Below are 26283 nucleotides of genomic sequence, written 5' to 3'. Positions count from 1 at the left end.
CGGCAGTTTTGATAGGGTTCACCTTTGGTTCGCCGGGCAGAATAATGCTCAGGGTCAACGACGAGCAGTGAAGTTATGCTGGGCAAAATGTCAGACGGTATGAGATTTGTGTAAAGTATCGCAATCGCTATGTTGAGAAATAATACAATATAGAAACATTGTTTTCGGCCTGCAATAACTCACTTCCGATAAGCATTACTTATCGGAAGTCAGGCGTGGCCTGATGCAATCTATCCGATGACGGATGATAACTAACAGATAGCGTCCGTTTAACAATTCATTTACCATGAATTCAATGGGTTACGACTTGTCCAAAAAATTCCCATGACTAGCCTGCAAAAGGTAAGCGGGGCTGATTTGGTGGCCATGACGATGCATTCAGCATGTTTGACGCAGAGCAGGGTGCTCGAAGGGCCGAGAGCGTTCAGGCGCGTGCTGCAACCAGGGAGGCGAGGGGTGCAACAAATGATCTTCGTCATTGATCCCCAGCCGCCGATCGCCGAGATAGTGCCAGAACGACAGGCCGAGCTTTTGGGAGGTCTTCATCAGCCCGAGCATGCTGTCACGCGCCTGCCGGCCGTTGCGACTGACCGTGCCGCCGGAAATTTCTCGCTTGATGACAAAGCCGCGCAGATCTCTTTCCGACGCATTGGTATGGAGCGGGGTTTCAGGCCGCTCCACAACCCGCAGCAGTTCGGCCTTGCGGCGGCTCAGCCGAAACAGCAGTTTGTCGAGGTCGCCATAACCGGTGCGCAGCGAGAAAATCCGATCGAACCGGGCCTGAATGCCCCAAGCTGCACGGGGATCAGGTCCTCGCTGAAAGGCTTTCAGGGCCGTGTAATAGCGCCAGATGAGATCCCGCAGAGTTTCGACATGCCGTACTTGGCCGGGTGTCGCCGGCATCAGCTTGTGCAGCAACCGCTCGGCGTGGACGCAGCACAGCGCATGGGTGCCGACGCGGAACTGTCCGGCATCGTCGGACACAATCACCGCATTGCCGACCAGGCCATGATGGCGGATGGCGCCCCAGATGCCTGCCTCGGCAAACGGGCGGATTATTTCCTTGTCGAAGATGTCGATGCCATTGGAGGCCAGGTACTCGAGAAACGGAACCTGATTGGCAACCGCCGCGGTTCACATGTCTTCAACCGCGCCAGAAGGGCGGGGTCCACCTGACGGTCTTCCAGAAAGGTGAAGGCGGCATCGTTGAGAACATAGTCCTGATAGTTGCGCGCAACAGGGCCAGAAAGTTCAGCCGCGACTTCGATGGCGCAGTGCGAAAGGCGGTGAAATGTTCGCCGCCGATCTGTGTCGTATGGAAATTGCGGTTGGCATGACGCGCACCTGTGTCGTCGACCGTGACAAAGGGAGCCGAGACCAAGCCCGCATGCAGCACGGCGGCATCCTCGGCATGAAAGCCATCCAGCCGCTCTGTCAAAAACCGGATGACCTGGCGTTTGGAAATCTCGACACCGACATCGTTCAGCAAGGTCGTCAATCGCTGCGTTGTGACTTGCCCATGGCTATGAAGCATCAGGCAGAAACGACGCAGACTGGCGCCGTAGCCGCCCTTAATTCCTGCTGGCAGCGGCGCAATGATCGTGCGTCCTTCCGGTGTCACCCAGCATTCGCGGCGATAGCGCACCACTTCGGCCCGCACGATCAGATCCCGGACCACGCACTCCTTGTAGCCCTTGAAGCGCGATCCGGGTGGCGCCTTGGCAGGCAGCACCTCTTCGCGCGTGACGCTGCCCTTGTCGTCTTTCGGCCCGCGACGCCGCGCAGGCTTTCGGCTGCCGGCAACCGTTTTGCCACTCGTTGCCTGTTCCATGCCCGACGGCCTGAAGGATGGGCGCGGCGGCAGGTTTTTAAGCCTCGCAATCTCATCGCGCAGAAGCTGGTTGTCGACCTTCAGCCGCGTGTTCTCTACCCGGAGCAGGTCGTTTTCTTCTCGAAGCTTTCGGTTGTCAGCCTCAAGCGCTCCAATCCGGATTTCTGCCCGATCGGCCCGCGCCACAAGTCCCGTCACCAATTCCCGCAGCGCCTTCAGCGACAACGTATCAGCATGCTCGACCATGGGGAGGCGGCGCTTCGACATAAAGGAAGTGAATCATGATTCACAAAAAATCGGAATCCCCCCGTGCCACCAGATCTGCTCCAGTTACTGCAAAAGCCGGTTGCCGACGCGACCGCGATTTTGGTGCGGCTCGATGAGCGCATCGCCCGTTCGCCGGTCGGTAACGGCTTCCTCGAACGCGCCCATTTTGCTGATGCCTGCGCCTCCCTCTGGATCGACGGCGAACTGGTTCATCTCGAAGACCTCGTCCTCCACGACGCCACCCGAGACAACTGCACTCCAACCTACGAACTGACCATCGCCCGCGACGTGCTGCGCAGTCGCCGCCGCATTGCCAGCCAGCCGCTGGCCTGGGCCCTCAGCTCCAACGGCCTGCGGAGAGGGGCCAGCCTTCGGGGGTGGGTTAGACGGCACCTCAACGAGCAGCGAGGTCGAACCGGATATTGGTCCGGTCGGGGAGGGAAGCGGGACGATGGCGATGACGGGACTGACGGGCTCGACGCTGAGTTCGCCGCCATAGCGCCGGTGCTGGCCCGATCGGAGGCCGCGACCGAACAGGTAAATGGCTCGGCCGCGCCAAAAGCGCTCGGGACAAGGTTCCGATGGTCTATGATCTCGACTGGGAGAACGAGCGGTTCGAGGAATGGCGCTGCGTGTTGGGGCAGGCGCAAGACCTGCCGCCGTGCAGCAGGCGGTCGTCGCCCTCGATGCTTGGAACGAGCTGGCCGTGCCTGCAGCATGCCCCGTGGCTCGGCCGGCTGCTGGCCGCCTCGATCCAGCGCCAGACCGACCTCACCACGGAGGCGCATCTGAAGGTGGTCAATCTTGGCCTCCCGTCGATCGGCGCCGGCATCGCGACCGGGAAACTCGGCTGCTCGCCATCGCCCACGGTCTTTTGGTGGGGAACCGAGATTGGGATGAAAGAACATGACCTGTTGGCGCCCGCGATCGGCGAGACCCGTGGCGTTTGCAATCCGCGTGGCTACCCGAGAGAGTCCGCCCACCAGCTTCGACTTGGGCTTCATAGTCGATGTGCCGGCTGACCCGAACCTACCTGCTAGCTTGCTCTCGGAAACCGGCGATAATGTCCGGCGACAAATAGCCGGCGCAGGACAGGAGAGTGTTACCACCCTTCTTGGCAATCGATTCCGCGATTAGGCGTTGGACCGCCAGCGCATCGGAAGCTCGGCCGTCAATCAACTTTGACGCCGAGAGTCTCCACGATCTCGGCTGCCACCAATTGCGGGCAACGAGAACGGGCGAACGATGCAATGTAGGCAGGTCCATATCACCTTTCGGCGAATACGCGTGGTTGTGATTGCCTCCTCTTGGTCATTGGGTGCCGGGATCAAGGCGCTTGCTAGTCGAGCGAGCATGAACCGAATGCTTCCTTCCCGCCGCGGAGGCGCGCGTTACTCATGTCAGCAGGCGTGATAGCCACTTGATAAATCGCCGGAACGGCGAGGGATTATGATCGGCTAATCGGTCGTTCTCTTTGATCTCGAATTTGGTCGAGGGTCGCGTGCCCACGACATAGTAGCGGCAGTTATCACCCTTGGCGACGATTTCCCTGAATGCGCAATCGGGTTCGCACTCGATCTGTTCAGCCTTCTCCAGAAATCCACCTACAAAATGGTACATCTGCGGTCGTGGTCCAGCCAGGCCAAGAGGCGCGAGAGCATAGTTGAGCAATTGCATCATCTGGAAACTGGCGCAGGACATGGAGAACGCGAAGACGTTCTCGCGCGCCTTGAGGGGATGACCAGCAGGTAAGCCTTCGATGTATTTCGGGTCGTCAAGCAAGCCTTCGCGCTCGGTTTGAACTAGGCCGGTTGAATACTGTCCGAGGCAAGCCATACAGGCTTGCCCGGGAGCGCAGGTGTGGGCACGCCAATCGGCGCGCCTAAGCTCGCCATTGGACTTCGTCTGCACGGCAATGCCGCCGTCAATGACCGGTATCAGGTGGGCGTAGGCGATCAGATTCAGGACATGCCGACCCCAAGGCCGATCAACGCAGGAAAGGAGAATGTCGCAATCGAGCGCTTTCCTGAATCCTTCCTCCTCGTAGACCGCAACAGACACCGGCTCGCAATGGAAGTTCGATCCCGTTGCGACAGATTGCAGGCGGTCGGCCAAAGTAGTTGCTTTCAAATTCCCTACGTTCGACCGTTCAGCATAGACAAGCCTGTCAAGGTTATGCTCTTCAATGTGGTCGAAATCTATGACCTTGACGTCTTCAAATCCTGTACGAGCAAGGGCCTCGCCAATCAGGCCGCCGACGCTCCCCGCGCCCACGATTCCTACTCGTAGTCGCGCCAGATCGGCCTGCCTTTTCTTTCCCCAGGAGGCAACGGTTCGAATCTGCGCCTTCGTCGATTTCGGAGCCGGCAGCAAGCCGTCGTAGTAGTGGAGACCGAAGACGTCGCCTACGACCCTGACGAGACCGCAGTCCATCCGTTCATAGGTTCGCGGAGCAGTGCGCATCCAAAAGCGACCGCTCCAAGAGCCGTCGCCAGCCATCGTGAGGCCGACGAACGGCAGTTTCGTAGCACCAAACACTCGTCCAGCATTGCCGCATTCGGCGTTGATGTCGTCGCGGCTCATGTTTTGCCAACCTCGACCGTCCGGATGGCTATGGAGGAGCGCGAGGCCCGCGTCAGCTGCGTTTGCTTCCGACAAAGCTCGTTCGAAATAGCCGGGATTGAAGCTAACGTTGCCGTGAACCGACCTTTCGCCTTCACGGGGGAAAATGACTTTGCTGATCAAAGCCGTCGTCCGGGACGAACCCCGACTTAGGTTCCAGAGTGCGAAACAAAGGTCCTCCTGGCGGTCCCGCCTGAGAAGATGACCGCGGAGCACGCGATCGCACTCCTTGGTCATTGCTACGCTGTAGCTGTCTGTGGTCATTGGCTGTCCCACAAGTTCCAGACATGGTTCATGTAGGAGCGAACTGGCTCATCAAGCCTTCCGCGATGGTTATATGGCCGAGACCAGTATTGCCACTCGCCACCAAGCCCGGTCTGAAACGGCGCAGCATGTTCCTTGTGCACGCCACCAGTCGGATGCACGCCGCCGGGATTCAAGGGGTGGACCTCAGGCGACAAATGGATGCCACTCGGCCATGTGAGCGGAAAGTCCGGCGGCACCACAAAGCCGATCTTGAAAGTCTTCCCCGCGTAAGGGCCGGACTGCACCGTGTAGTCAAAGACCAGCTTATCGGACGTATCCGGTACGGGTACCACCTGATAGCCAAGAGCAGTCAGCCCCATTATCATGAGGCCAGCTCCCTGTTCAAACGCGGGGTCGGAAACGGGAGTAGGTCCTACCGAAATGGTGACGAAGACCATGCCGTCACGGAGCCGGATGACTTCGTCGCCCTTTCCCTGATAGCTCTCCCGTTCGTCACCGCGGTTGATGCGGACGAGATAGATCTGAGACGGATCCTGCCCCGTTGCCTGCCTTATTATCTCATTGGGCGTCATCTTGCGGCGAGGCGGATGGTAGGGCTCCCCGTCTACAGTGATCGTGATGTCTTTGCGTGCCGGCCGGGTCGTGAACCTCTCAACACCAGTCGGAACAAGCGCGATCTGATCGTCGCCCTCATAAATGTCGGCAGCACCATCACCACGGTGGATGATGACCTCGCTATCGGTTTCGGCGCGAGCGAGGTACACGAGATTGTCCGCGCTGATGTGAGGACGGGGCCAGACCATCGCGAGCCCGTCGACGGAAAACGAATAGTCGACACCCGCACTCTTGATGACAAAGAAATGATGGTCGTCGTTGTCGAGCTTCGCCAACTCGTTGGGACGCTTGGTTTCAAGCTCACCGGCCGGCAGGTGGTGAAGGACTACGTAGTCTTCGACAGGATGCTTGCCAGCGGCTTCAACGATCTGACTCCCCGTTACCTGATGGTCGCCGATATGCACTTTCGAGAAAACGAAGTTCTCGTTGGAAATGAAGATGAAACGGCCGCTGCCGGAACGGCCGTGGTTTCCAGAAACGTCATCTGCATGCGTGGTCATGTTCAGGTTCTCCGGTTGGCGTTCCCGCCGATACCGAAGACATAAATCTGGGGCAGCCCAGAGTCAATTATATGTTACGCATTTGGTGGCAAATTTATTTAAAAACGTCGCGCTCAATGCGTTTCATGTTTCGGATTCCCAGGTTAGGCGTTCTTTTAAGCTATTGAATTTGTTATGTGAAAGAACGCCATTGTGCTGCAGCTGTCCCACGACGATTCCAGGCGCGATTTTGATGCGCGATGCGAAGGCTGTGATTTCCTTCTCATCTCCGGAGAAGGTTTTCTGAAATTCTCGCATCTCCGAAGCTGGAATCAAAAAGTCTGAAGCCCAAAGATTCGCTTCTTCTTCCTGGACGGGGGTCGCGCTCCCTGGCCCTCGGTCGATGTCGATAAAAATCTCTTTTCGGCTATGAAGCAGTAAGTGCGCGCACTCATGGAAGAAGGTGAACCAGAAATGGTCGCCGGTTAAATATCGCGCACTTTGCTGGATCAATGCTTTCCGCGGCGAGAGCCACCTCGACGCCCCGCTTGCTCTGGTTTTTGGAAGCGGCTTTTCAAGAACGAATGCGACGCCGGCATGCGCACAAAGGTCTCGAATTTTTGGAAGCGCTTCCGTCAACGACGTTCTCGAAAGTGGTCGCAGCTGTCCGAGCGCGCTAAGAAATGCGTCGCGATCATACTCCCGGGATTCGATTGCTTGAGCACTCCGCTCACCAATGCGGAGCCAAGCAGCCAAAGCGGGTCTGTTCGCGGTGAATTTTTGCGTGGTCCTAAAATCGACCTGAAGAAGTTCGTCGATCTTTTCCTCGCAAGCTTTGACGGTGCCGACTCCGAAGAAAACAAGCACCTCTTTGACCTGCGCGGCCCTGTCGGCGACTTTCCGTAAGTACCCCCGTTCGGCCAGCTCTTTGATAGGAAACAGCTTTGCCCATTCGTAGGAATCCACCAGAGACTCTTCCTCTGAGAGTCTGGCGCTGTGAAGCCGATAGTTGGCCTCCATATTGATCCAAATGGAGGCCGAGACATCAAGAACCTTCTCGAGCTGCAGTGCGGTTTCCGGTTCTATCGGGGCTTTGCCGGCGATGATCTCCGACAGGAGCTTCCCTGATCTACCACAACGGCGAGCAAGCTCACGAGCGGATATATCGAGATCGTCCAGATACATCTGAATGAGGTCGCCTGGTGGCGCACAATGGTCAGGATGGTAGTTATGGCTACGATCGGTCATCGTTGTTTCCCTCGGGCGGCGGGCGTTGGGATGATACCTAGGATTTCGATCTCTTTGACGGCGGACAAATCATCAATTGGGGCTACTGGGCTATTTGCGGCCCGGAACTCCAACTGATGAGTTTTTCCAACGTTGAGCGTAAATTTCCCTGATGCCGGAGAAACCGTGCAGCTTACAGGCGGTTTGGCCGGGATTTCTGCCATATTGGGGGCAGCTTGAAGAAGCGAGAGCATGCAGCAGATCCGCCGGGCAATTTCCTCGCCAAAGGCATGGACGAGATTGCGATGGTGGTTGCATAGCTCTTGGCAAGCCTTGTCAGGGAACCGGATTTTCAAGAGAGTCCCAGTAATTGTTTCCAAACACGTAACAATAAAAATGATTCTCTGCAATACGAGACGAGCGCTATCTTTGCAAATACGCTTTTTGCCAAGAACGAAGCGTGCGGGGTTCTCGGGGAAGCGGCAAGCAGACCCCGTCGGGCGGAGGGGGTGAGCGGTCGGATATTGGTAGCGGAGACGATGAGCTGCTGTGAGCTCCTATGTCGGCGCCTGGTTCTGGAACTAGAACCTCCCATATGATCAAAGCTGTTGCCGAGCGCCTTGAGGGTGCGCCGCGGCAGCTTCGCCGACGCTGGGCGGATTAGTTCAAGGCACGGGCGGTGGCGGAGGCGTTAGAGCCAGGCGAGAGCGTCTCGGCGATTGCGCATCAGCTCGGGATTCACCCGTCGCAGCTCTTTGGCTGGCGTCGTGCGGTCTTAGACGCTGGGAAGGTTTCCAAGCACCGACATTTTACCGCTGCTTGCCAGCCTCGTTCTTGCGGAGAATGGACAATGGACACGGTCTTCAGAGACGATCCTCTGGCGAAATGGGGACGGTTGGAAGCCTTCACACCTTCATGATGTTTGCCCCACTAATATAACCCGACCTACGCGGAAGTCATTCAGAAGCAAGCGGACGTCAACGAGATCCTTCCCGCGCTCGCCGCGATCAGTATCAACGTATTCCTGGGAGCCTACACCGCCTCACGCCAGCATCCGCGCTATGATATGGATGAAGGCTACAAGTATGTGACCAACCGGACGCCGTTCGAACCTGCTGAAATTGTCCTGGTGGTCATCGGCGACACCACGGCAAGCCATCTGGTGCGCCGGCCGACTGACATCGTGGATGACATACTCTTTTAAAAAGCCAAAAGCCGCTTCGGATTGCTCCTCGGCGGCTCTTGGACTAACAGCATAGCTGCTAGTGGTCTCAGTCACTATATGGGACAGAACACCAATCCTGTCAAAGGTTGACCCTCTCCCGGACCCTCTCCATTCGAGCACAGGGGAGCACGTATTAGCACTCAGGGATAACAGGATAACACGGGAGCACAGGAAATTTCCTGTAACCGACTGGAAAACCTTGCTTTCCCTTCTTATCTCAACGCCTCAAAACCTCTGACTTGACGATACATGGGCAAAGAATTATCCATGAATGGGCGATACATGCGGAATCAAAAACGCTGAGACGATTACTAAATACTTGAAATAACTACATAAAATAATTATATCTAGGCTACGAAATTTATTGAAAGGAATATCATATGGCTCCCGCCGTTAAGAAGAAGATCGAAGAGAAGCAGGCCGAGCTGCGCCAGCAGGTGTTCGGTACGGTCGACCCGACCGATGTCTGGAACCGGAAGACCGCCAAGGGCTTCACGACCATCCCCCGCACCATGCCGCTCCTCGGATCCATCATGGATGCCCTCTCGGGGAAGGGCAAGCCTGTTTCGTCGACGTACCTCGAGCTGTGGTGCCGGAGCAACGACGACGGCTTCGTAACGCTCAGCAAGCAGCAGGAAATCGCGTTTGCCTCGGGGTTCTCGGGGCTGCGCGGCGTCTCGACCTGGAAGGAACGCGTGCGCAAGCTCGAGGAGCTTGGATTCATCGCGACCAAGCCCGGCGTGTCGGGAAGCCTTCACTATGTGCAGATCTGGAACCCCTATCTCGTTGTCAGCCAGCACAAGACCAATGGCACGGAAGGTTTTCCGGCAGACCGTTTTCACGCCCTCTACGAGCGAATGTTGGAGATCGGCGCAACGGATCTGGAGATCTGACTATGCGCGCCATCTTCTATATCGACGGATTCAACTTCTACCACGCGCGCCTCCGCAAGAACCGGCAGTTCCGTTGGCTGAACGTTCATGCGTTGGCACAGGCACTTGCCACGGCCGACGATCCGAACACCACCATTGACGTGGTCAACTTCTATACCGCTTACGTGTCGGGCAAGATCGATCCGGCTGCCGTGGGCAAGCAGCAAGCATATCTGGCTGCGCTGAAGTCGACGGGCGCCATTGCGATCCATTCGGGGAACTTCACCATCAGCAACAGGTGGGTCAAGCTCGTCCACCCGCCGATGGCAAAGCCTGACGGCTATGTCTGGCCTCAACCCTATCCGGAATTCGTGTATGTCGCCACGCCGCAGGAGAAGGGAACGGACGTAAAGCTGGGTGTCCACCTGGTACGGGACGCGTTCCAGAACGCCTTTGATGTGGCTTATGTGCTCACCAACGATACAGACCTGGTCGAACCGATCCGGATCGCGACCGAAGATCTGGGCAAGACGGTGGTGGTCGTCGCTCCCGTACTGCCGCAGCAGGCCAACCGCCCCGTGCCGGCGCCTTCGTTGACGAAGGTGGCTTCCAAGGTCGCCTACATCACCGACGCTGACCTCGCGGCCGCGCTGTTCGCCGATCCTCTGCCGCGCAGCAAGATGAAGCCTCTTACCAAGCCGGTGGATTGGGTTTGAGGCGCGTTGCCTCTTGGAGGAGAACGCGAGGCGGCGGGCAGGGGAGTGCGTCTAGCGAATGAGAGGCGTGTCTGGATCCATGCCCGCCTCCTGCATGTATTTCCGCACCTTGGCATTGAGTTCCGGAGACGCGGTAAGGGCGACAGTGTTCGGGTCGAGGTCGGGAAGGGCCACGGCCTGGAAGGAGTCGACAGAATTCGTGATGATCCACGCGGGCGACACGCACTCAATCCCGATACGACCAAGCAAATGCGAGGATATCCGCATACCGCCGCGGTCGACGCCAAAGTCTATCCTTAGCGGATACTCTGCATCTTCCGGGTCAAAGACCGCTTCCCAGCCGCAATCGATAGCGATTTGTTCGAGCTGCCGCATGCCCACAAATACCAGGATGTACACGTGACCACGGACGAACGCCCAAAGATGTTCGACGTTCTCGATGGTCAATGTGAACGGATAGTAGGGTGCCCAAGTGCGATCCCGCCGTTCCGCGTTCCACATATGCATAAACGGGCCTTCCAGATTGAGGCGATCGAAAACCCCTTTGATCTGTGCATCCTTGGTCCGCAGCACCACGTAGGTAAGCCCGGCTTCGGGCGTCCGGATTTCTTCTCCATGTTCAAGGGCGTCGGCGATGCAGGCATTCATCTCCGCCGAATAGACACGTTCTGGGGTGGAATTGGCCTGCCGCGTAACACCCGTCATGCCCCGCAAACGGTCTGAACGATCGTTCTCAAAGAACTCGTGCAGGATCTCCAGGTTCTTCTTCTGCTTCCTGGCTCGCTCGTTTTTCGACTTTTTGGCTTTCACCTCCACGAGATAGGGGTCGCTTGCTCCCATAAGCGCGACATCCCCATGCCGAATGGTCGTGGTGAGGTCGGTAAGCATGGCCGGAACGTTGTTTTGTAGCGCGTCGAGCACCAGGCCGAATTCGGTCGGCAACCCGTCCTTGCCAGAGAGGAAGCCGGCATCCTGCTTAATCTTGAATTCGTGGGCGCTGTAAAAGGTGTGTTTCAGGGCGAACTTGTCCATATAAAGGAAGGCCAGCGCATCACCGAAGCACTTCCATATGAAGACATCATTGCGCAGGCTCTCTACGCGTGTCGTGAGAAACTTGCGGCGGGACTCCGCCTCCGGCGGCAGTGCCTTCAGCTCGGCATTGCGGGCTTTGATCTGCGCCTCGGCCCGCATGATTTCCTTGATCAGCAGGACCTGGATATCGCACAGAATACCAAAATTTCCGTCATTCTCCTTTAAGGCATGGAGGAGCGCATGCGCTCGCCAGAATGATCTTTTTCGAAAGCCGATCATTGTCCTTATCGCCTCAAATCAGGATGCATTCGATCTCGTCCAAACTTACGTCGTCGCTTCGGCGATCATAAGCTGGGTCGTCCGGGTCGACGAATGGTTCGCGATGTTGGCGGCCTTCTCGAGCGTGCCTCCATTCTTGAGATAGGCCGTTATACCGGTCGCTCGAAACGTGTGATTAATACGGTGGTGCTGATTCCGGCCGCGACCGCACGGCGTTGGATCATGGCGTAGGCATTGGCCTGGGGCAGGACAGTTCCGGACAACTGCTCGGTCCCGCGCTTGATTGTCTGGAAAACGTGGCCCGGGGCGTGTCCTTGAGGTCGGCGGCTTCGATATAGTCGTCAAGATAAGCCTGGAGCGAATGGTGGCTTGGAAGCTCCACCTGCTGCCACCCTTTTCGTGAAGCCGAACCCACAGGCGCCGGCTCTGCAGGTAAGCGTTCCGCACCTCCATGCCGGTGGTCGCTCCGATCCGCGCGAAAGTATAGGTCATGAGGCCGATCAACGCGCTGTCACACTTGCCGATTAGGGTGTCGCTCGGAATCCCGTCGAGCAGCTTGCGCGCTTCTTCCGGAGACAAGACCGGCGTCTTGCCTCGCCGGCGGGAATGTTTCAGGCCCCGCACCGAATGGGCAGGATTGGATGCATGACGTGCCCCGTCACCAGCCAGTCGAACAGGTGCCGCACGGCGGCCAGCCTTTGCTTTACCGTCGGCGCCGAGCGGGTGCCCGTCAGCTCCTCGATCCAGCCCGCCACATGGATCGGCGTAATGGCGTCAAGGGACCGTGCGCGAAGTTCGCACCAGCTCAGAAACTCAACGGTGGCCTTGGTGTAGGAGCGTCGCGTGTTCACGTTCCGGATCTGGGCAGTGAAGAATTCCAGGAACTTCGTCCGGACATTGGCCGGAACATCCGTCAAGGCAGCTGGCAGGCCAGCCGAGAAAAGAACAAGCTCGCCGCTCATGCCGGCACCTCCATATGCTGGAGGATAGTGTGATAGGCAGCCGCTAACGTGGCGGCCGTGTAGGCATCATAAATGGTGAAGTCCGCTTCATGCAGCACTTCGGCTTTGAATTCGTTGTGCCAATCCGGATTGGCGGTAACGATGATAGGCCGGTCGATCTCCGCAAACTGGTCGGCAGTAATATCGATGATGATGTCGCCTTGCTGGACCCAAGCGTGCGAATGATCGTCGCGTTCGCCGAGGACGTAATCAAAGGCGTCCAATCCCTGGGCTTTCAGATAATGCCCGAGCAACAGGGTCGCATCGCCACACGCCCCTGTTGGGAAGTTTTGCATGGTGACGGGCAGCTGATCAGCCGGGGCCTGCTCGATCGCATCCCGGAACCGACGAGCGAGGATTTCAAGCTGCTCCAAAGTGGCATCTCCTATATATGATAAGGAACATTATCACAGATAATCAAGCACCAATTGCAACTAGGTCTTCGGTTCGAATCCGTTCAACTGCTGCTAGACGTGAATGACCTCGTCTGAGGCACTGCTCTCATCAAGAGCTGAGCGCATAATAGAGCGCGCTTAGCCAGGCAGACATTCTGTGAGTTGGCTGCTTTGCGCCCGGAATTCGATTATTCAAGTCGATTCGGTGGTTTCCTGAAAACTCTGCGCGTACTACGGGATCGCAGAGTGGCAGCTATGTTCGATGCCGGCGGAGGGCTTCTGGCTTGATGCCCTTCCTGCGTTCCGCTCGTGGTTCGCTGAGCCGGACTATGACTCGCCCCAGACTTTCAAAGAAAATGTCTTAAAAGTTCATTTTGTCTCCAATATTGGTCTTCTTAAAGTTGAGAAACGCCGCTAGTCTTCCCGCTGGGGGGAGACATCAATGCAGACTTTCGAAAGTGGTACAGAGGAACAAGAAGCCGACAAACCTGGCGATCTTGCCATTGTTGTCGATGTTGCGGCCAGCTTCACCTACGCATCTTACCAAAATGCCATCCCGGTCATCCGATCGATTCTGATTGAGAATAATACCGATAGGCACATTGAAAACTGCCGCCTCGATCTGACGTCTTCGCCTTCCTTCTTGAGGCCGAAATCATGGATAGTTGACCGTCTGATGCCGGGCGATCGGCTTCCTCTGGTCGATCGAAAAGTCGAATTCGACGCCGGTTATCTCTCGGGCCTAAATGAGGCAGAGCGCGGCGAGATTACGTTACGCCTATCAAGGGGCGGAGAGATTCTGGACGAACAACGCCTTCCCGTCAGACTGCTTGCGCGGGACGAATGGGGAGGCGTTGCCGATATGGTGCAACTGCTGCCAGCCTTCGTCATGCCGAACGATCCTGGGGTGGCCCAAATCCTGCGGACGGCAGCAGAAAGGCTTGCTGCGCATGGCTATCCACGCGGATTGGACGGCTACCAGTCACAGGATCCTCAGCGAGCTTACATGCTGACGGCGGCTATCTATTCAGCTGTTGCGGGGATGGGATTGCACTACGCTGAACCGCCGGCAAGTTTCGAGAGCCGCGGTCAGAAGATCCGGCGCCCCAGCACGATTTCCGAGGAGCGGCTGGCGACCTGTCTCGATACTACCCTTCTTTTTGCCGCCGGGCTGGAAGCAGCCGGATTACACCCAGTCGTCTTGATGTTCGACGGACATGCGGCAGTTGGTGTATGGCTGGCCAAGAGAACCTTCGCCCATGCGATCGAGACGGATCAGATGGAGGTCCGAAAGGCTCTGGCATCGCGCGAGTTGATAGTTTTTGAAACGACTGGCGTGACGCATCGTCCCGCCATGACCTTGGAAAGCGCACAGCGGGTCCTGGACAGCCGTCTCGGAGAGGGGGAAGCTCACGCATTCGTTGCGGCGATCGATGTCAGGCGATCGAGAAGCGGCGGGGTCATGCCACTCGCCTCACATGAGCCGGTCCGGCGCAATGTCCTCGATGACGATATGACACCCGCTGCGGGCCTGCCACTTCCCTCAGCTCCCAGTTTTGCCGAGTTACCGGCTGAGACCATCGAGGTCAAACCGACCACCGCCGTCGGACGCATCGACCGATGGCAGAAGAAACTGCTGGATCTGACCCTTCGCAACCGGCTCCTCAACTTTCCGGAATCGAAGAAGATGATTCCGTTTCTTTGTACTGACGTCGCCTATCTCGAAGACCGACTCGCGAATGGCGCTGCAGTGCGGATCATTTCATTGCCCGAACAGAACCCACTCGGCGAACGGGACGCGGCGCTCTATCGAGACGTGCACGGCCGCGATCTTCAGCGCAATTTTGCTGCCGAGGCTCTACTGAGGGACGAGCTCCCGTCGCCACTGGACACTCACCAGCTCGAGGCTCGGTTGATCGACCTGTACAGGCAGGTCCGTAATGATTTTGCTGAGGGCGGAGCGAACACCCTGTTTCTTGCCGTCGGCTTCCTGCGGTGGAAGAAGAAACCGGAGGATGAGCGCAGCTATCGAGCGCCGCTTTTGTTGGTTCCGATAAAGCTTGAGCGCCGCAGTGCCAGTTCGCGCTTCACGATCCGTTTTCATGAGGACGAGCCGCGCTTCAATGCGACCCTTTTGCAATTCCTGGAGCGGAATTTCGACCTGACACTTCCCCAGTTCGGCGGCGACCTGCCGCTCGATGACAATGGGGTGGATGTACCACGTCTTCTCGCTATCATGCGGCAGGCGGTCCGTGACGTGCCGGGTATGGAGGTTGTGGATGAGACAGCATTGTCCACATTCTCCTTCGCGAAATTCCACATGTGGAAGGATCTGGTCGAACGCACCGAGGCGCTTCGCGAGAACCGGGTAGTCCGCCATCTGATCGATACGCCGGAGGAAGCCTTCCAAGAGGGCGGCGGACAATCGGCGTTTCGCGATGAACGTGATCTCGATCATGCTTATGCGCCAGCGGACATCATTTGCCTTCTTCCTTCAGATTCCTCCCAGACAGCGGCAAGTCTCGCGGCCGCCGAAGGGCGCGATTTCGTCATTGTCGGTCCTCCCGGTACGGGCAAGAGCCAGACCATAGCAAACATGATTGCGAACTGCCTTGCGGTGGGGAAAACGGTCCTGTTTGTCGCTGAAAAGACGGCCGCGCTCGACGTGGTCTATCGTCGATTACGCGCGCACGGCCTCGGAGATCACTGCATCGAATTGCATTCGCACAAGGCTGATCGCCGACATTTCCTTGGACAGCTCAAGGCAGCCTGGGAGCATGGCGGTCGGACAGATGCGTCGGAGTGGGTCGCGATCAACGAGCGACTTCGATTGCGCCGCGACGAGCTCAATGCCTACGTCGGAGCTTTGCACAATCGTTATCCAAACGGATGGACGACTTATCTGGCATTGGGCGTCGCGCTCAAGGCTGTTGACGCTCCGGCACCAACCTTGTCATGGTTGGAACGAGACGCTCATGACGCGCAGACGTTACGCGAGCTTGAAGACCTTGCGGGCGAACTCGGCTTGGTCTTCGCATCGGTCGAACGGCAGCCAGCACTGGACCTTGTCAGGGTTGGCGAATGGACTTCCGCCTGGCAGGATGGGTTGTTAGCGTCCGCACAATCGTTGCAGAATGCGATCGATCTGTTGGCCAGCTCAATCGACGGGTATCTCGCGAGCATGAGCCTGAAGCCGCGGGAACGGTCGTCACAAGCCGAACTCCAAGCACTGGAAGGTCTAGCGCGAGCACTGCAGAAATGCCGAGGTCGCGACATCACGATCGCATTCGATCGTGACTTCGCGCGATGTGCCGAGGCACTGGAAAGTCTTCGAAATTCTATCGAGGCCTATCGCGAAGCAGAGCGCGGACTTGCAGCATCTTATGGAGCCTCCGCCGTCCGCGATCTCGATCCGGACGTGCTGGATCGCCAATGGCGAGAGGCGAGCGCATCGTTTTGGCCAAACGCGATGCTCGGCAAGCGCAAGCTTCAAAAGCTGCTGCAAAGCTATGCCGATAAAGGTACCGTGGAACCGGAGCAGGACCTTCCACTATTGCGCCGCATGAAGGATTGCCTGGCGGCGATCGACCAGAATCTGTTGAACGGAAAACCCTTGCCGGTACACGGCCTGGGTACAGACGTCGGAGTGGTTGCCCAAACTTTGGAACTAGCGCGAGAGTTTCGTGCCACCATGCCGCTTCCGGGACGTGATCAGGAAGAGATACGGTCGGCGCTCCGCATCATCGCACCATGTCTCCACGCAGTGGTTGAAAACGATGGCGTTCGGCAAGGGGGAGACAGGCTTCTTGCCGCAGTCGAAGGCTTTAAGGAAGCGCGACAGCGCTTCAGCACGATTGCGGGGTGGGATCGCTCTGGTGAGAAAGACGTGGTCGACCTTGCGACGCTCAGCTTGATGCTCTCATCGGAGCACGACATCTGCTTCGCGATTGGTCGGCCTGGTGCCGGATCAGAAGCCGCGCAATGCACGCGAACCTGTCCTCTCTGGTCGAACAGATTGAGACTGGGGTGATCCGGCCCGATGAAGCGCGAGCTGCGTTTCGCCTCGGTTACGCGAGGTGGTGGCTTCCGAAGGTTCTGGACGCAGACCCTGTTCTGCGGAATTTCCGCCGTTTCCAGCACGAAAACGCAATTCGTGAATTTCGTGAAATCGATGATCTCGTCCGATCACACGCTACCTCACGTGTCGTCAGTGTGATTGCCCACGGATTGCCGCCCGTTCAGAGCGTTTCCCGTAATTCGGAACTCGGCCTATTGCGCTACCAGATGGAGTTGCAACGGCCGAGCCAGTCGATACGAGACATGATCGGCAAGATGCCGCAGAACTTTTCAAAGCTTGCGCCCTGCATGCTTATGTCGCCGCTCTCCATTGCTCAGTATCTCCCACCGAACCAGGCGTTGTTTGACGTTGTGATCTTCGATGAGGCGTCGCAGATAACAACCTGGGATGCTGTCGGCGCCATCGCGCGAGCGCGCCAGACGATTATCGTCGGGGATCCGAAGCAGTTGCCGCCGACGAACTTCTTCGGACGCAACGAGGACGAGGAGGACGTCGCCGACCATGAGAAGGATCTGGAGAGCATTCTTGACGAGGTGAAGGCAGCTGGCATTCCAGTCCGTGATTTGCGATGGCATTATCGCAGCCGAAGCGAGTCCCTGATCGCTTTCTCAAACCATCACTACTACCAGAACCGTCTGGTAACGTTCCCGTCGCCCGCCGTGGAAGACCGCGCCGTGCATCTGCGCAAGGTACCCAACGGCATTTACGACCGTGGGAAGAGCAGAACCAACCGGATCGAAGCAGAGGCAGTCGCAAAAGAAGCCGTTTCCCGAATGAAGGCGGGGTTGAAATTGCCTGAAAAAGATCGCCCGACGCTTGGGGTTATCACCTTCAACACGCAGCAGCAGTCGCTGATCCTCGATCTCCTCGATGCCGCGCGCCGAGATGATCCGGAGCTGGAGTGGTTCTTTGTCGAGGAACGGGTCGAGCCCACGATCGTCAAGAACCTGGAGAACGTCCAGGGTGACGAGCGAGACGTCATCCTGTTTTCGATCACGTTCTGGAAGGACGCCGCTGGCAAGCTGACGATGGATTTCGGGGCGCTCAACCGGGAAGGTGGCGAGCGCCGCCTCAATGTTGCTGTGACACGTGCGCGGCAGGAACTCATCGTCTTCTCGGGTTTCACGGCTGACCAGATCGACCCGACCCGCACAAAGGCACTCGCCGTACAACATCTGAAGACATTCCTCGACTACGCTGAGCGTGGCGCGATCGCCCTGCCGGCCCAGGATATCGGCTCTGTCGGCGGTTTCGACTCCCCGTTCGAGGAGGCCGTCGCTGCGCAATTGGAGCGGCGCGGCTGGCGAGTCGTGCCGCAGGTTGGGATTTCCGGATTTCGGATCGATTTCGGGATCCGCCATCCGGATCTGGCGGGTACCTATCTGGCGGGCGTGGAATGTGATGGCGCGACCTATCACGGATCGGCCACCGCCAGAGACCGTGACAAGGTGCGTGAACAGGTATTGAGAGGCCTTGGCTGGAACATATTGCGCGTCTGGTCGACCGATTGGTGGTTCGATGCAGCAGGTTGCGCCGAGCGGCTTCATGCCAGCCTCGAAGCTCTCCTCGAGGAGAGCAGGGCGCGCCGTGCGACGGAAATGGAGGACACCGCGACCCGCTGGAACATGGGGCACGAGGTGGAGGGGATTGACGAAATTCAGGACGACGAAGCCGCCCCTTCTGTCGAGCAGGCTGCTATTTTGCCTCCAGTAATCGTCGACACTGAACTCGTCTCTGTGGAGACACCGCCCTCTTCAATCAAGTTTGAATCGGCGGAAATGCAGCCACCCGCCGCTTCGGTCGGCGACGAAGCATCGAATGGACTGCGTTATCGTGTCACAGATCTGTCCAGCTTCCGAGCCGATCCCGATCAGTTCTTCGAATTCGCCTATAGAGATACCCTGCGAGCTATGATCGAAGTGGTCATCGAGACCGAAAGTCCGATACGCACAGACATACTAGCCCAGCGGATTTCTCGAGCACACGGCTGGTTGCGTACCGGTGGACGAATCCGAGAGATGATCGACCTTCACCTCCGCGCTGTCCACACCACCAAGGAATCGAGCGGCGAATTTGTCTGGAAGGCGGGAGCCGTTTCCGAAATTATTCCATACCGGCAACCAGCCAGTGAAGATGCACGCAGATCAATCGCCGATATCCCGCTTGCGGAACTTGCTTTTGTGGTACTCGACAATCCCGACTTACTGGACCAGCTAGATCCGGCGCGAGATCTGGCTCGGCTGCTTGGTGTCGAGCGTCTTGCCGCTGTTTCCCGTGCACGGCTTGACGAAGCCATTGCGAGAGCGCGGCGGCATATTTCAACCACCGATTCATTCGAGTAGCCATGTTCCGATTTATTCATTCAAGCGACCTCCATCTTGGCAAGCGCTTCGGCAATTTCTCGGGCGACTTGCCCAGTCGATTGCGCGAGGCAAGACACGCAGTCATCGCAAGGCTCGCTCAGCACGCCCGTGAACAAGGCGCCACCACTATTCTGCTCGCGGGCGACACATTCGACACCGAAACGCCTGCGCCGGATGTGCGAAGACAGGCTCTCGCAGAGATGCAGAACCACGCCCCGATCCAATGGATAATTTTGCCCGGCAACCACGATTCGCTGCAGTCAACGCAGCTTTGGACGACGCTGAATGCAGAAGCGCCGGAAAATGTCGTGCTCGCTGTTGAGTCCCGACCGCTCGAGTTGGCGAGGGACGTCATTCTATTGCCTGCGCCTTGCACCACACGCCGCCCTGGCCGGGATTTGACTGAATGGATGGATGGCGAAGCAACGCCAGACGGGGCGCTCCGCATCGGGCTTGCCCATGGCGCAATTCAGAGTTTCTCAGAGGAGGCAATCGCCTCGGACGTTATTGCGGCGGACCGGGCACGGCGGGCCGGCCTTGACTATCTGGCGCTTGGCGATTGGCACGGCGCGGTGGAGGTCGATCAGCGAACCCATTACTGTGGTACGCCTGAACCCGACCGTTTCAAACACCAACGTCCAGGCACCGCGTTGCTTGTTAGCATTGCCGGCCCCTCCGCCCAGCCCGAGGTAATGCCGTTGCCGACGGAGAGCTTTGCCTGGCGCCGGCTGGATCTCCACCTTCTCGAAGGCGACGATCCCGTCTTGGCCCTAGAAACGCTCCTGCCGGATTCCAGGCATCGAAGGATGACACTCGCCCGCGTGGTGGCGACAGGCCGCAGTCGTGTGGCGGCGTGGGCGGCGTTGGCGGGTGCGGCCGAAAGACTGTTGCCGGATTTCGCATTCCTCGAGTTGGATGACATCGGCATTGTAACGGAGTGCGAGGTCGAAGACCTTGACCAGATAGATCGCGGAGGCGCGCTTCGCGAGGCCGCGAATGCGTTACGTGCCGAGGCCGACGACGAGGGTCGGGCATCGTCTGAACGTGATATCGCACGGGCGGCGCTGGTACGCCTTTATTCTTACGCACAGGCGATCACACCATGAAAATCTCGGCACTACGCTTGTTCAACGTGAAGCGGTTCGCTGGTCGTGGTGTTGCCATTGACGGTATCGGCGATGGCGTTAACGTCCTTTGCGCTGCCAACGAGTTTGGCAAGTCGACCAGCTTTGAAGCGCTGCACGCACTCTTTTTCCAACCACATTCTGGTACTCCAGCCGATGTTCAAAGATTGCGGCCCTACAGCGGTGGCAATCCGTTGCTCGAAGCCGACATCTCTACGGCCGAAGGCCGCTTTCGGATTACCAAGCAATATTATGGCGGCCGATCGGCACGTGTTTCCGATCTTGGTACCGGCCGGCTATTAGCCCAGGCAGACGAGGCCGAAAACTTCATTGCCGGTTTGATCAGAGGGGGTACCGCAGGGCCAGCAGGTCTCCTTTGGGTGCGCCAGGGAATTACCGGGATCGAAAAGCGATCCCGCTCCGAGGAAGATGGTGAAAAGCAGGTGCGACAGAGCTTGCTAGAATCCGTGCAGGGAGAGGTTGAGGCCGTTACTGGTGGGCGCCGGATGGCTGAAATCATGGCCGCCGCGAGAGACGCAGTTTCGGAGATGGTCACCTCCACCGGGAGGCCGAAGAGTGGAGGACGCTACGCCGCTGCGATCGAGGAGCGCGAAAAACTCGCTACGGACGAGCAGAGGCTTTTAAACGAAGTCACTGTTCTACGAGAGGCTCTGAACAAGCGGGCGAACGCAGCAAAGCGGCTTGCCGAGCTCGACAGTGCCGAGGACAGGGCAGAGCGGCGAAAGGCAATCGAGAAGGCGCAGGCTGGTTTTGACGCCGCAAAGGCGCACAGCGAGAAGTTGAAGACGGCTGAAGCGGAACTAAAACTCGTTCGAGAACGACGGAACAGTGCGGAGCGGGAGCTTGAAGCGTTCTTAGCAGCCTTTGAAAAGGCAAAGGCACTGCAGGAGAAGCTAGTTGCCGCTCAAGGGCGCCGTGCCGAGGCCGTAAGCAAACGCCGCGAGGCCGCAGAGGCGATCGAAAAGACTCGTGAGGACGTCGAGGCTGCGGAGGCGGAGGAGCAGGAGGCACGAGATCGGCTTTCCCGCCTGGATGCGGCATTGAGGGCGCGTGAGGCAGCGGAACGTTTAACTCAATTAAAGGAACAACTGGCCCAGTCGGAGGCGGTCCGCCAGGCTTTCGAAGAGGGTGAAGCGCAACTCTCACTTTTGAAGATACCTCCGAATGCCATCGATGAGCTTCAAACCCTGGAAGTCGAAATTGCGAAGCTCCGCGCTGTCAATGAGGCTGCTCGTCCTTCACTTGCGATTAACTACAGTAAGGATGCGGCAGGCCTAGTGACCATGAACGGCACGCCGCTGACGGAGGGGGAAGAGCGCACTTACGATGGTCAAGCGCATCTTGAAGTGCCAGGATTTGGCACGATTACGGCACGCTCAAACCATCACACTGGGAGCGACGACCGCCTCGAGCAGGCCGAATCGAAGCGGCGCACGCTACTTGCATCAATGGGTGTCGACAGCCTGGCTACGGCACGGGCGCGCCAGGTCAGCGCGCAGCACTTTGACGCTGACCTGCGTGAGCTGCGGGCTCGGCTGTCGCTTCTCGCGCCGGAGGGACTGTCGAAGCTTCGAGAGGATGTTGCCTCGGCTGAGTTGATTAGCGCCGAGTCCGTCGAATTGAAAGAGGATCCCACGCTGGTCCGGGCAGCTCTTCGCGAAGCAGAAGAGCGGCGGAAGAAGACGCGACAGGCCTTGCGGGAGGTGGAGCCCCACCAGGCACGAGCCGACGAAGCCTTCGTCACAGCGGAGACGGCGTTGGCCAAGTTGATGGCCGAACAAGCCCAGGTCGAAGCGATCCTGGGTCCAGAAGAAGCTCGGGTTGAACGCACGCAGGTCTTATCGAATACATTGGCTGACCTTGACGTGGCACTCTCCAAGGCCGAAGCGCATATTGAGCACCTCGGCTCTGCCGCGGTCGATCTGGAATCGGTCGAGGCTGCACTGAAGCGCGCGCTTTCAATCGAACAGGCAACCGATAGGGAGATCAACGCGCTACGCGAGCTCATGGCCGGCCTGAACGCTGAGATCCGTGCACAGTCAGACGAGGCGGTGGAAGAGAAGTGGCGTGAGGCCGCCGAGGCTTACTCTGCCGCGAAGGCGCGTGCCGAGGCGTTCGAGAAGGAAGTAGCTGTCCTGCAGCGGTTGACTGCAGCATTGGAGACTGCCCGGTCCGAAGCCCGCGAACTTTACCTCAAGCCCGTCATGGCAGAGCTGGGGCCTCTTCTCAGACTGCTCTTCGACGATGTTTCGATTACCTTCGACGAAAAGACGCTGTTGCCTCAGACTATCCTGCGCAATGGACAGGAAGAGGAGGTCGATCGCCTGAGCGGAGGTATGCGAGAGCAGCTCTCTGTACTGACGCGGCTTGCCTTTGCGAGGCTGCTTGCGCGCGACGGTCGACCGGCCCCAGTCATCCTTGACGACGCACTTGTCTATTCGGATGACGATCGCATTGAAAAGATGTTTGACGCACTCCATCGACAGTCGAGAGATCAGCAGATCATTGTTTTTTCCTGTCGCCAACGGGCTTTTCAGAAGCTCGGGGGAAACATACTGCACATGTCAGAGTGGCAGCCGAGCCTCTGATCAGTAGCTCTGATTTATGGAATGAAATCAATGCTTCGTTGGCGGCGCGTTGTGCTACGGATTTGATGCAATTTGCTTATTAGCACTTTCTGGCCTCGGAGTGCTTCTGGTTCCCTTCAAGGCGTTTGGATTGTCGTGTTAGAGCCCAAACGGACTGGGAGCGGTCATAGGCCGATGATCGTCTTCAGATCTTTGAGGTCCGGTGGGAGTTCATCGCGCATTTTTGTCGCGAATGCACCCGCTAGCTATCGACGAAGTTGTTCGCGGGACAGGGCCGGTTGATCGAAAGGAGTTTTCGCCAAGGCGGGCCTGCCGGCTTCGGCCTGCGACGTACCCTCATTGATGAACAGGGTGCTATCAAAGCGGTCCTGCAGCGCGGCGAGCACAAGAGCATTCAGACTGATCGCGTCATTCTGACGCCTGGGCCGGTCGGGGAGTAAACCTGATTCACGAGGCCTACCAGGCCCTTCCCCACCATGGCAAGCCGGGAATGGTAATCCCCGGTGAGCCGCAGCTAGATGTACCGAAAGCGTACGAAATCTATGCATCGGCGTTCGGATCGAAAATTCTTTTTACCCTTGTTCAATTACCCCACATTTCGTTATGCGATCGCTGATTGCTTGCTGGACTATATCCCCTTAGATCTCAATCAGTGTTTGTTTAAGAGAAGCTCGACAGCCTGAGGTTTTCGAGCCCGCGCGATTTTTTTCTGCGCAACTTCTTGGGAGGTGTTTTGGATGCCTGATCCAGTGGAACCAATTGAACTCAAGGATCTGGATGATTCAGAGCTTTCGGATGACGAATCGTCGGCGGATCAGGCAGCAGAAGATCTCGACGCGATTCTCGACCAAATTATCGGAGAGCTGACAGCTGGTCAGCAACAGCAGCTGCAACAGGCTGAGGCGGCTTCGCCCTCCATCACACAGGCAGCAAGTGCGATCGCAAACAGGACGGCCGTGGCCGCACTGAGCCGAAGCGTACCGAGTATGGCTGATGTGCCCGATGCCACGTTCCGCCAGATGACCAAGGAGCAGATTGAGGATCTGAGGAGTGGCCTTGATAGCCTTCAGGATGCGGTGAATTCGATAGCGAAGTCGCCTGGCAAAGGGCCTCTTTACACCCGGCAAAAATTTTGGGCTTTCGTGATTCCCAGTGTTTTAGTTGCGGCATCCTCAATAACGGCGATTATCGCTCTTGCTATTTCAAACCAGTCCAAGAACCCAGAGTCCGACTCCACAGATACGGATGAAATCCCGGAGGAGCTGAAGCAGATCCTCACGGAGCGCGCCGAGGAATGGAAAAACCTTCCATTGGCGGAACTTTGTAACAGAATGCGCGACTTCGCTCTGGCTTATGCGCAGTCGATGCTCGCGCAATTGGTGGCGGTTCGCGACTTAAAACTGCTAGTTATTGATGCCGCGAAGCGTGATGAACTCGACGCCTTTGCGCAGAAAACAGCACCAGGCATCGCGGTGGCCGTAGAGAACGCCTACGTCGAAACCGAAGAGCGGCCGCGATTCAAGACGATTTACGATACAATCAAGCGTTGGAAGCTACAGCAAAGTGACGCCACCGAGGTGCCTCTCACAGTACCGCAAGCCGTGATAGTTCTGGAGCTCGCGATTGCGCGGATTTACTCAGTGATTAAGGCCGCGGGTAAGCATCATGACTGAGGTTGTCTGCATTTTGTCTGGTTGGAAAAACGAGCGCGCGGCGTTGACCTACTGGGATCGCGTACGACAGAATTCTCCGGTACTCGCAGACGCGGCAGTAAACATATCGGATATTGGGCCGAAACTGCTCGGACGCGATGATTTGCCATCCCAGTTTTCTGACAGCGCGCGTCGGCGCGTTGCAATTCAATATGAGCAATCAACGGCCTTCTGGCGTTCTAAGATTGCTGCGCTCGCATCAGACACAATCACAGAAGAGGCTGTTGGGTTCCTCGCAGAAGACGGGCTCGATCTCGGTCAACACGCATTCGCCTTCCGTCGACGGATGTCAGAAGGCGAGATCCACGTTGTGCTTCCGCTTTTGCGTTTGAGAATTGATGGTCAGACGATTTCGACCGTAGTGTCCGGGTGGGCAGGAAAATCGGTGGAGCGGTTCGGGGGGGCGAAGGTCAGGCCGATGGTGGCAACGGTCACCGGATGGGACATCGGTGCCGAAGTAGGCTCAATCGGGTCGCTCATAGGGATGGTTGTTATCTCGTCCAATCCTGCCATCGGCATACCAATGATGATCGGCGGACAGATCTTGTCTTTTGTCTTCCAACAGATTGGACGCTCGCAGCACACTTCGCCTTCCATTCCCACCGTGCAGCAGATACGGGCGGCTGTTAAAGGGGCGCTAGAGGATCAATATGTGGTCGAGCTCGCGGACGAATCAGCTGCGCTCTGGCACTTCATCAGACGTGGTTATGATGAAGGCTGGGACGACCCTTCCGCTGCACCTGATCCGACTTCCTATAACGACTTTGTTAATTGGCTCACGGGAGCTCTCGTGCCCAATCGAGATGGTGGAGCCACGGTCACGAAGGCCAATGTCAAACTTGCATTGCACCTTGGAGACACGGACAGCGATGGTGCACAGACGGGCCTTCGCCATCTTCCAAACTTTCTTGCGGCCGCCAGCATCGAAGTGCTCGCACTTCAGCTAATGGTTCTATGTGCGGGGGCAGTAAGCGGCTTCGGAGAATCTAGGGACCGGGACAAAAATGCAGTTTTTCGAGCAGCTTTGGACCGCGGGCAATCGCGGATCGATGAACTAATAAAAACTACAAACGCCGCGATTAAATCAGCGAATGATGCTTTGGCGGAGCGCCTGGCCAAAATATCCGACGTCTACGCTGAGCCGACGTTTGTGTATTCGAGCCAGCCGGACGGGACCTCATACTGGCACTGGATGATTAAAGATGAGGGAAGGTTTCCACCAGGGTTGGCTGAACCGTTCAACTGCGGGCAATTTACAAAAACCTACGGTTGCTGTTCCGATTTTAAGCTTGAAGGGACGACTCGAGATCAGGCAACCGAAGCGCGCAGGCAAAAGGTCGACGAACTTTCAACTGCTTTCAAGCCTATTTTTGGTATTCCGGATCTGGATAAGCAGAACAAGATCGTCGCGTCCTGGCAACGGGCACACGACGACATTTCTAAGGCGCTCAGGGCACTTAAGTCCGCATAGTAGGCGTAATCCGGCCCCGAGCAACGAGGTTAACGGTGCTCTCGAGGATGCGCTGACCGTGCAGCTGCGCGCCGTTATCTGCGCGATAAGGATAATCG

At 57.6% G+C, this 26283-nt stretch carries 19 protein-coding genes and 2 pseudogenes; 12 read left to right on the top strand and 9 right to left on the bottom strand.

What is annotated here, in order from left to right:
- Positions 1 to 424: 424 nt before the first annotated feature.
- Both EFR00_RS34160 and EFR00_RS32870 read right to left on the bottom strand, forming a co-directional pair.
- Positions 425 to 2098, bottom strand: a pseudogene (locus EFR00_RS34160) (IS66 family transposase).
- A gap of 63 nt (positions 2099 to 2161) precedes the next feature.
- A complete protein-coding gene (locus EFR00_RS32870; RefSeq protein ID WP_167482287.1) occupies positions 2162 to 2332 on the bottom strand; it encodes a hypothetical protein in 171 nt (56 codons plus the stop codon).
- 347 nt (positions 2333 to 2679) lie between these two features.
- On the opposite strand from EFR00_RS32870, the gene EFR00_RS00465 reads away from it, so the two are divergent.
- Complete coding sequence (locus EFR00_RS00465) at positions 2680 to 3120, top strand: DUF1612 domain-containing protein (RefSeq protein WP_077994539.1); 441 nt, start codon at positions 2680 to 2682, stop codon at positions 3118 to 3120.
- A 373-nt stretch (positions 3121 to 3493) separates the two neighbouring features.
- Here EFR00_RS00465 and EFR00_RS00460 read toward each other — a convergent pair whose 3' ends face one another.
- The 4 genes from EFR00_RS00460 to EFR00_RS00445 all read right to left on the bottom strand — a co-directional run bounded on the left by EFR00_RS00460 (position 3494) and on the right by EFR00_RS00445 (position 7664).
- Complete coding sequence (locus EFR00_RS00460; protein WP_167482286.1) at positions 3494 to 4843, bottom strand: HesA/MoeB/ThiF family protein; 1350 nt, start codon at positions 4841 to 4843, stop codon at positions 3494 to 3496.
- Between the two features lie 137 nt (positions 4844 to 4980).
- On the bottom strand, positions 4981 to 6102 hold the full coding sequence (locus tag EFR00_RS00455; protein WP_077994545.1) for a multiubiquitin domain-containing protein: 1122 nt from the start codon (positions 6100 to 6102) through the stop codon (positions 4981 to 4983).
- 123 nt (positions 6103 to 6225) lie between these two features.
- The gene (locus EFR00_RS00450) at positions 6226 to 7329 is read right to left on the bottom strand and encodes a HigA family addiction module antitoxin (protein WP_077994548.1); all 1104 of its coding nucleotides are present in this window, start codon (positions 7327 to 7329) and stop codon (positions 6226 to 6228) included.
- Positions 7326 to 7664 (bottom strand): hypothetical protein, encoded by a 339-nt coding sequence (locus EFR00_RS00445; RefSeq protein WP_125864840.1) that lies wholly within the window; start codon positions 7662 to 7664, stop codon positions 7326 to 7328. The genes EFR00_RS00450 and EFR00_RS00445 overlap by 4 nt, the downstream gene beginning before the upstream one ends.
- Before the next feature lie 323 nt (positions 7665 to 7987).
- Here EFR00_RS00445 and EFR00_RS34155 point away from each other — a divergent pair, with 323 nt between their 5' ends.
- The 4 genes from EFR00_RS34155 to EFR00_RS00430 all read left to right on the top strand — a co-directional run bounded on the left by EFR00_RS34155 (position 7988) and on the right by EFR00_RS00430 (position 10121).
- Positions 7988 to 8227, top strand: coding sequence for a transposase (locus EFR00_RS34155; protein ID WP_125864839.1), 240 nt, complete (start codon positions 7988 to 7990; stop codon positions 8225 to 8227).
- 147 nt (positions 8228 to 8374) lie between these two features.
- A complete protein-coding gene (locus EFR00_RS32865) occupies positions 8375 to 8512 on the top strand; it encodes a hypothetical protein (protein ID WP_167482285.1) in 138 nt (45 codons plus the stop codon).
- A 401-nt stretch (positions 8513 to 8913) separates the two neighbouring features.
- Positions 8914 to 9426 (top strand): hypothetical protein, encoded by a 513-nt coding sequence (locus EFR00_RS00435; protein ID WP_077994549.1) that lies wholly within the window; start codon positions 8914 to 8916, stop codon positions 9424 to 9426.
- A 2-nt stretch (positions 9427 to 9428) separates the two neighbouring features.
- The gene (locus tag EFR00_RS00430) at positions 9429 to 10121 is read left to right on the top strand and encodes an NYN domain-containing protein (protein WP_077994550.1); all 693 of its coding nucleotides are present in this window, start codon (positions 9429 to 9431) and stop codon (positions 10119 to 10121) included.
- A gap of 51 nt (positions 10122 to 10172) precedes the next feature.
- Here the strand turns inward: EFR00_RS00430 and EFR00_RS00425 are convergent, their stop codons facing one another.
- The 3 genes from EFR00_RS00425 to EFR00_RS00415 form a co-directional block, all read right to left on the bottom strand.
- On the bottom strand, positions 10173 to 11432 hold the full coding sequence (locus EFR00_RS00425; RefSeq protein ID WP_077994551.1) for a hypothetical protein: 1260 nt from the start codon (positions 11430 to 11432) through the stop codon (positions 10173 to 10175).
- A 611-nt stretch (positions 11433 to 12043) separates the two neighbouring features.
- Positions 12044 to 12394 carry a site-specific integrase gene (locus EFR00_RS33395; protein ID WP_245435251.1) on the bottom strand — a complete coding sequence of 117 codons (351 nt, stop codon included), beginning with the start codon at positions 12392 to 12394 and terminating at the stop codon, positions 12044 to 12046.
- Positions 12391 to 12807, bottom strand: coding sequence for a hypothetical protein (locus tag EFR00_RS00415; protein WP_077994552.1), 417 nt, complete (start codon positions 12805 to 12807; stop codon positions 12391 to 12393). The genes EFR00_RS33395 and EFR00_RS00415 overlap by 4 nt, the downstream gene beginning before the upstream one ends.
- A 463-nt stretch (positions 12808 to 13270) precedes the next feature.
- Between EFR00_RS00415 and EFR00_RS34150 the strand changes: the two genes are divergently transcribed.
- The 7 genes and pseudogenes from EFR00_RS34150 to EFR00_RS00385 all read left to right on the top strand — a co-directional run bounded on the left by EFR00_RS34150 (position 13271) and on the right by EFR00_RS00385 (position 26185).
- Positions 13271 to 16858, top strand: coding sequence for a DUF4011 domain-containing protein (locus tag EFR00_RS34150; protein WP_425376249.1), 3588 nt, complete (start codon positions 13271 to 13273; stop codon positions 16856 to 16858).
- The gene (locus EFR00_RS34145; RefSeq protein WP_425376248.1) at positions 16810 to 19248 is read left to right on the top strand and encodes a DUF3320 domain-containing protein; all 2439 of its coding nucleotides are present in this window, start codon (positions 16810 to 16812) and stop codon (positions 19246 to 19248) included. Before EFR00_RS34150 ends, EFR00_RS34145 begins: the two co-directional genes overlap by 49 nt.
- A gap of 2 nt (positions 19249 to 19250) precedes the next feature.
- Positions 19251 to 20375: a metallophosphoesterase family protein gene (locus EFR00_RS00405; protein ID WP_077994554.1), complete on the top strand. Its 1125-nt coding sequence runs from the start codon at positions 19251 to 19253 to the stop codon at positions 20373 to 20375.
- Positions 20372 to 23002, top strand: a complete 2631-nt coding sequence (locus EFR00_RS00400) for an AAA family ATPase (protein WP_077994557.1) — start codon at positions 20372 to 20374, stop codon at positions 23000 to 23002. The genes EFR00_RS00405 and EFR00_RS00400 overlap by 4 nt, the downstream gene beginning before the upstream one ends.
- A 245-nt stretch (positions 23003 to 23247) precedes the next feature.
- Positions 23248 to 23439 (top strand): annotated as a pseudogene (locus EFR00_RS33390) (recombinase family protein); the annotation flags it as partial.
- A 300-nt stretch (positions 23440 to 23739) separates the two neighbouring features.
- Positions 23740 to 24675 carry a hypothetical protein gene (locus EFR00_RS00390; RefSeq protein ID WP_077994559.1) on the top strand — a complete coding sequence of 312 codons (936 nt, stop codon included), beginning with the start codon at positions 23740 to 23742 and terminating at the stop codon, positions 24673 to 24675.
- The gene (locus tag EFR00_RS00385; RefSeq protein WP_077994561.1) at positions 24668 to 26185 is read left to right on the top strand and encodes a hypothetical protein; all 1518 of its coding nucleotides are present in this window, start codon (positions 24668 to 24670) and stop codon (positions 26183 to 26185) included. Before EFR00_RS00390 ends, EFR00_RS00385 begins: the two co-directional genes overlap by 8 nt.
- Positions 26186 to 26283 lie beyond the last annotated feature (98 nt).

It is taken from the genome of Rhizobium sophoriradicis, assembly GCF_003939025.1.
GTDB classification, from domain to species: Bacteria; Pseudomonadota; Alphaproteobacteria; order Rhizobiales; family Rhizobiaceae; genus Rhizobium; species Rhizobium sophoriradicis.
This window is presented reverse-complemented; position numbering and strand designations above follow the sequence as displayed.

Coding starts and splice junctions, on each gene's coding strand:
- EFR00_RS00465 (WP_077994539.1), top strand. CDS start 2,680: ATGGTCTATGATCTCGACTGGGAGAACGAGCGGTTCGAGGAATGGCGC.
- EFR00_RS00455 (WP_077994545.1), bottom strand. CDS start 6,102: ATGACCACGCATGCAGATGACGTTTCTGGAAACCACGGCCGTTCCGGC.
- EFR00_RS00450 (WP_077994548.1), bottom strand. CDS start 7,329: ATGACCGATCGTAGCCATAACTACCATCCTGACCATTGTGCGCCACCA.
- EFR00_RS32865 (WP_167482285.1), top strand. CDS start 8,375: ATGGATGAAGGCTACAAGTATGTGACCAACCGGACGCCGTTCGAACCT.
- EFR00_RS00435 (WP_077994549.1), top strand. CDS start 8,914: ATGGCTCCCGCCGTTAAGAAGAAGATCGAAGAGAAGCAGGCCGAGCTG.
- EFR00_RS00430 (WP_077994550.1), top strand. CDS start 9,429: ATGCGCGCCATCTTCTATATCGACGGATTCAACTTCTACCACGCGCGC.
- EFR00_RS00425 (WP_077994551.1), bottom strand. CDS start 11,432: ATGATCGGCTTTCGAAAAAGATCATTCTGGCGAGCGCATGCGCTCCTC.
- EFR00_RS33395 (WP_245435251.1), bottom strand. CDS start 12,394: ATGAGCGGCGAGCTTGTTCTTTTCTCGGCTGGCCTGCCAGCTGCCTTG.
- EFR00_RS34150 (WP_425376249.1), top strand. CDS start 13,271: ATGCAGACTTTCGAAAGTGGTACAGAGGAACAAGAAGCCGACAAACCT.
- EFR00_RS34145 (WP_425376248.1), top strand. CDS start 16,810: ATGCACGCGAACCTGTCCTCTCTGGTCGAACAGATTGAGACTGGGGTG.
- EFR00_RS00405 (WP_077994554.1), top strand. CDS start 19,251: ATGTTCCGATTTATTCATTCAAGCGACCTCCATCTTGGCAAGCGCTTC.
- EFR00_RS00400 (WP_077994557.1), top strand. CDS start 20,372: ATGAAAATCTCGGCACTACGCTTGTTCAACGTGAAGCGGTTCGCTGGT.
- EFR00_RS00390 (WP_077994559.1), top strand. CDS start 23,740: ATGCCTGATCCAGTGGAACCAATTGAACTCAAGGATCTGGATGATTCA.
- EFR00_RS00385 (WP_077994561.1), top strand. CDS start 24,668: ATGACTGAGGTTGTCTGCATTTTGTCTGGTTGGAAAAACGAGCGCGCG.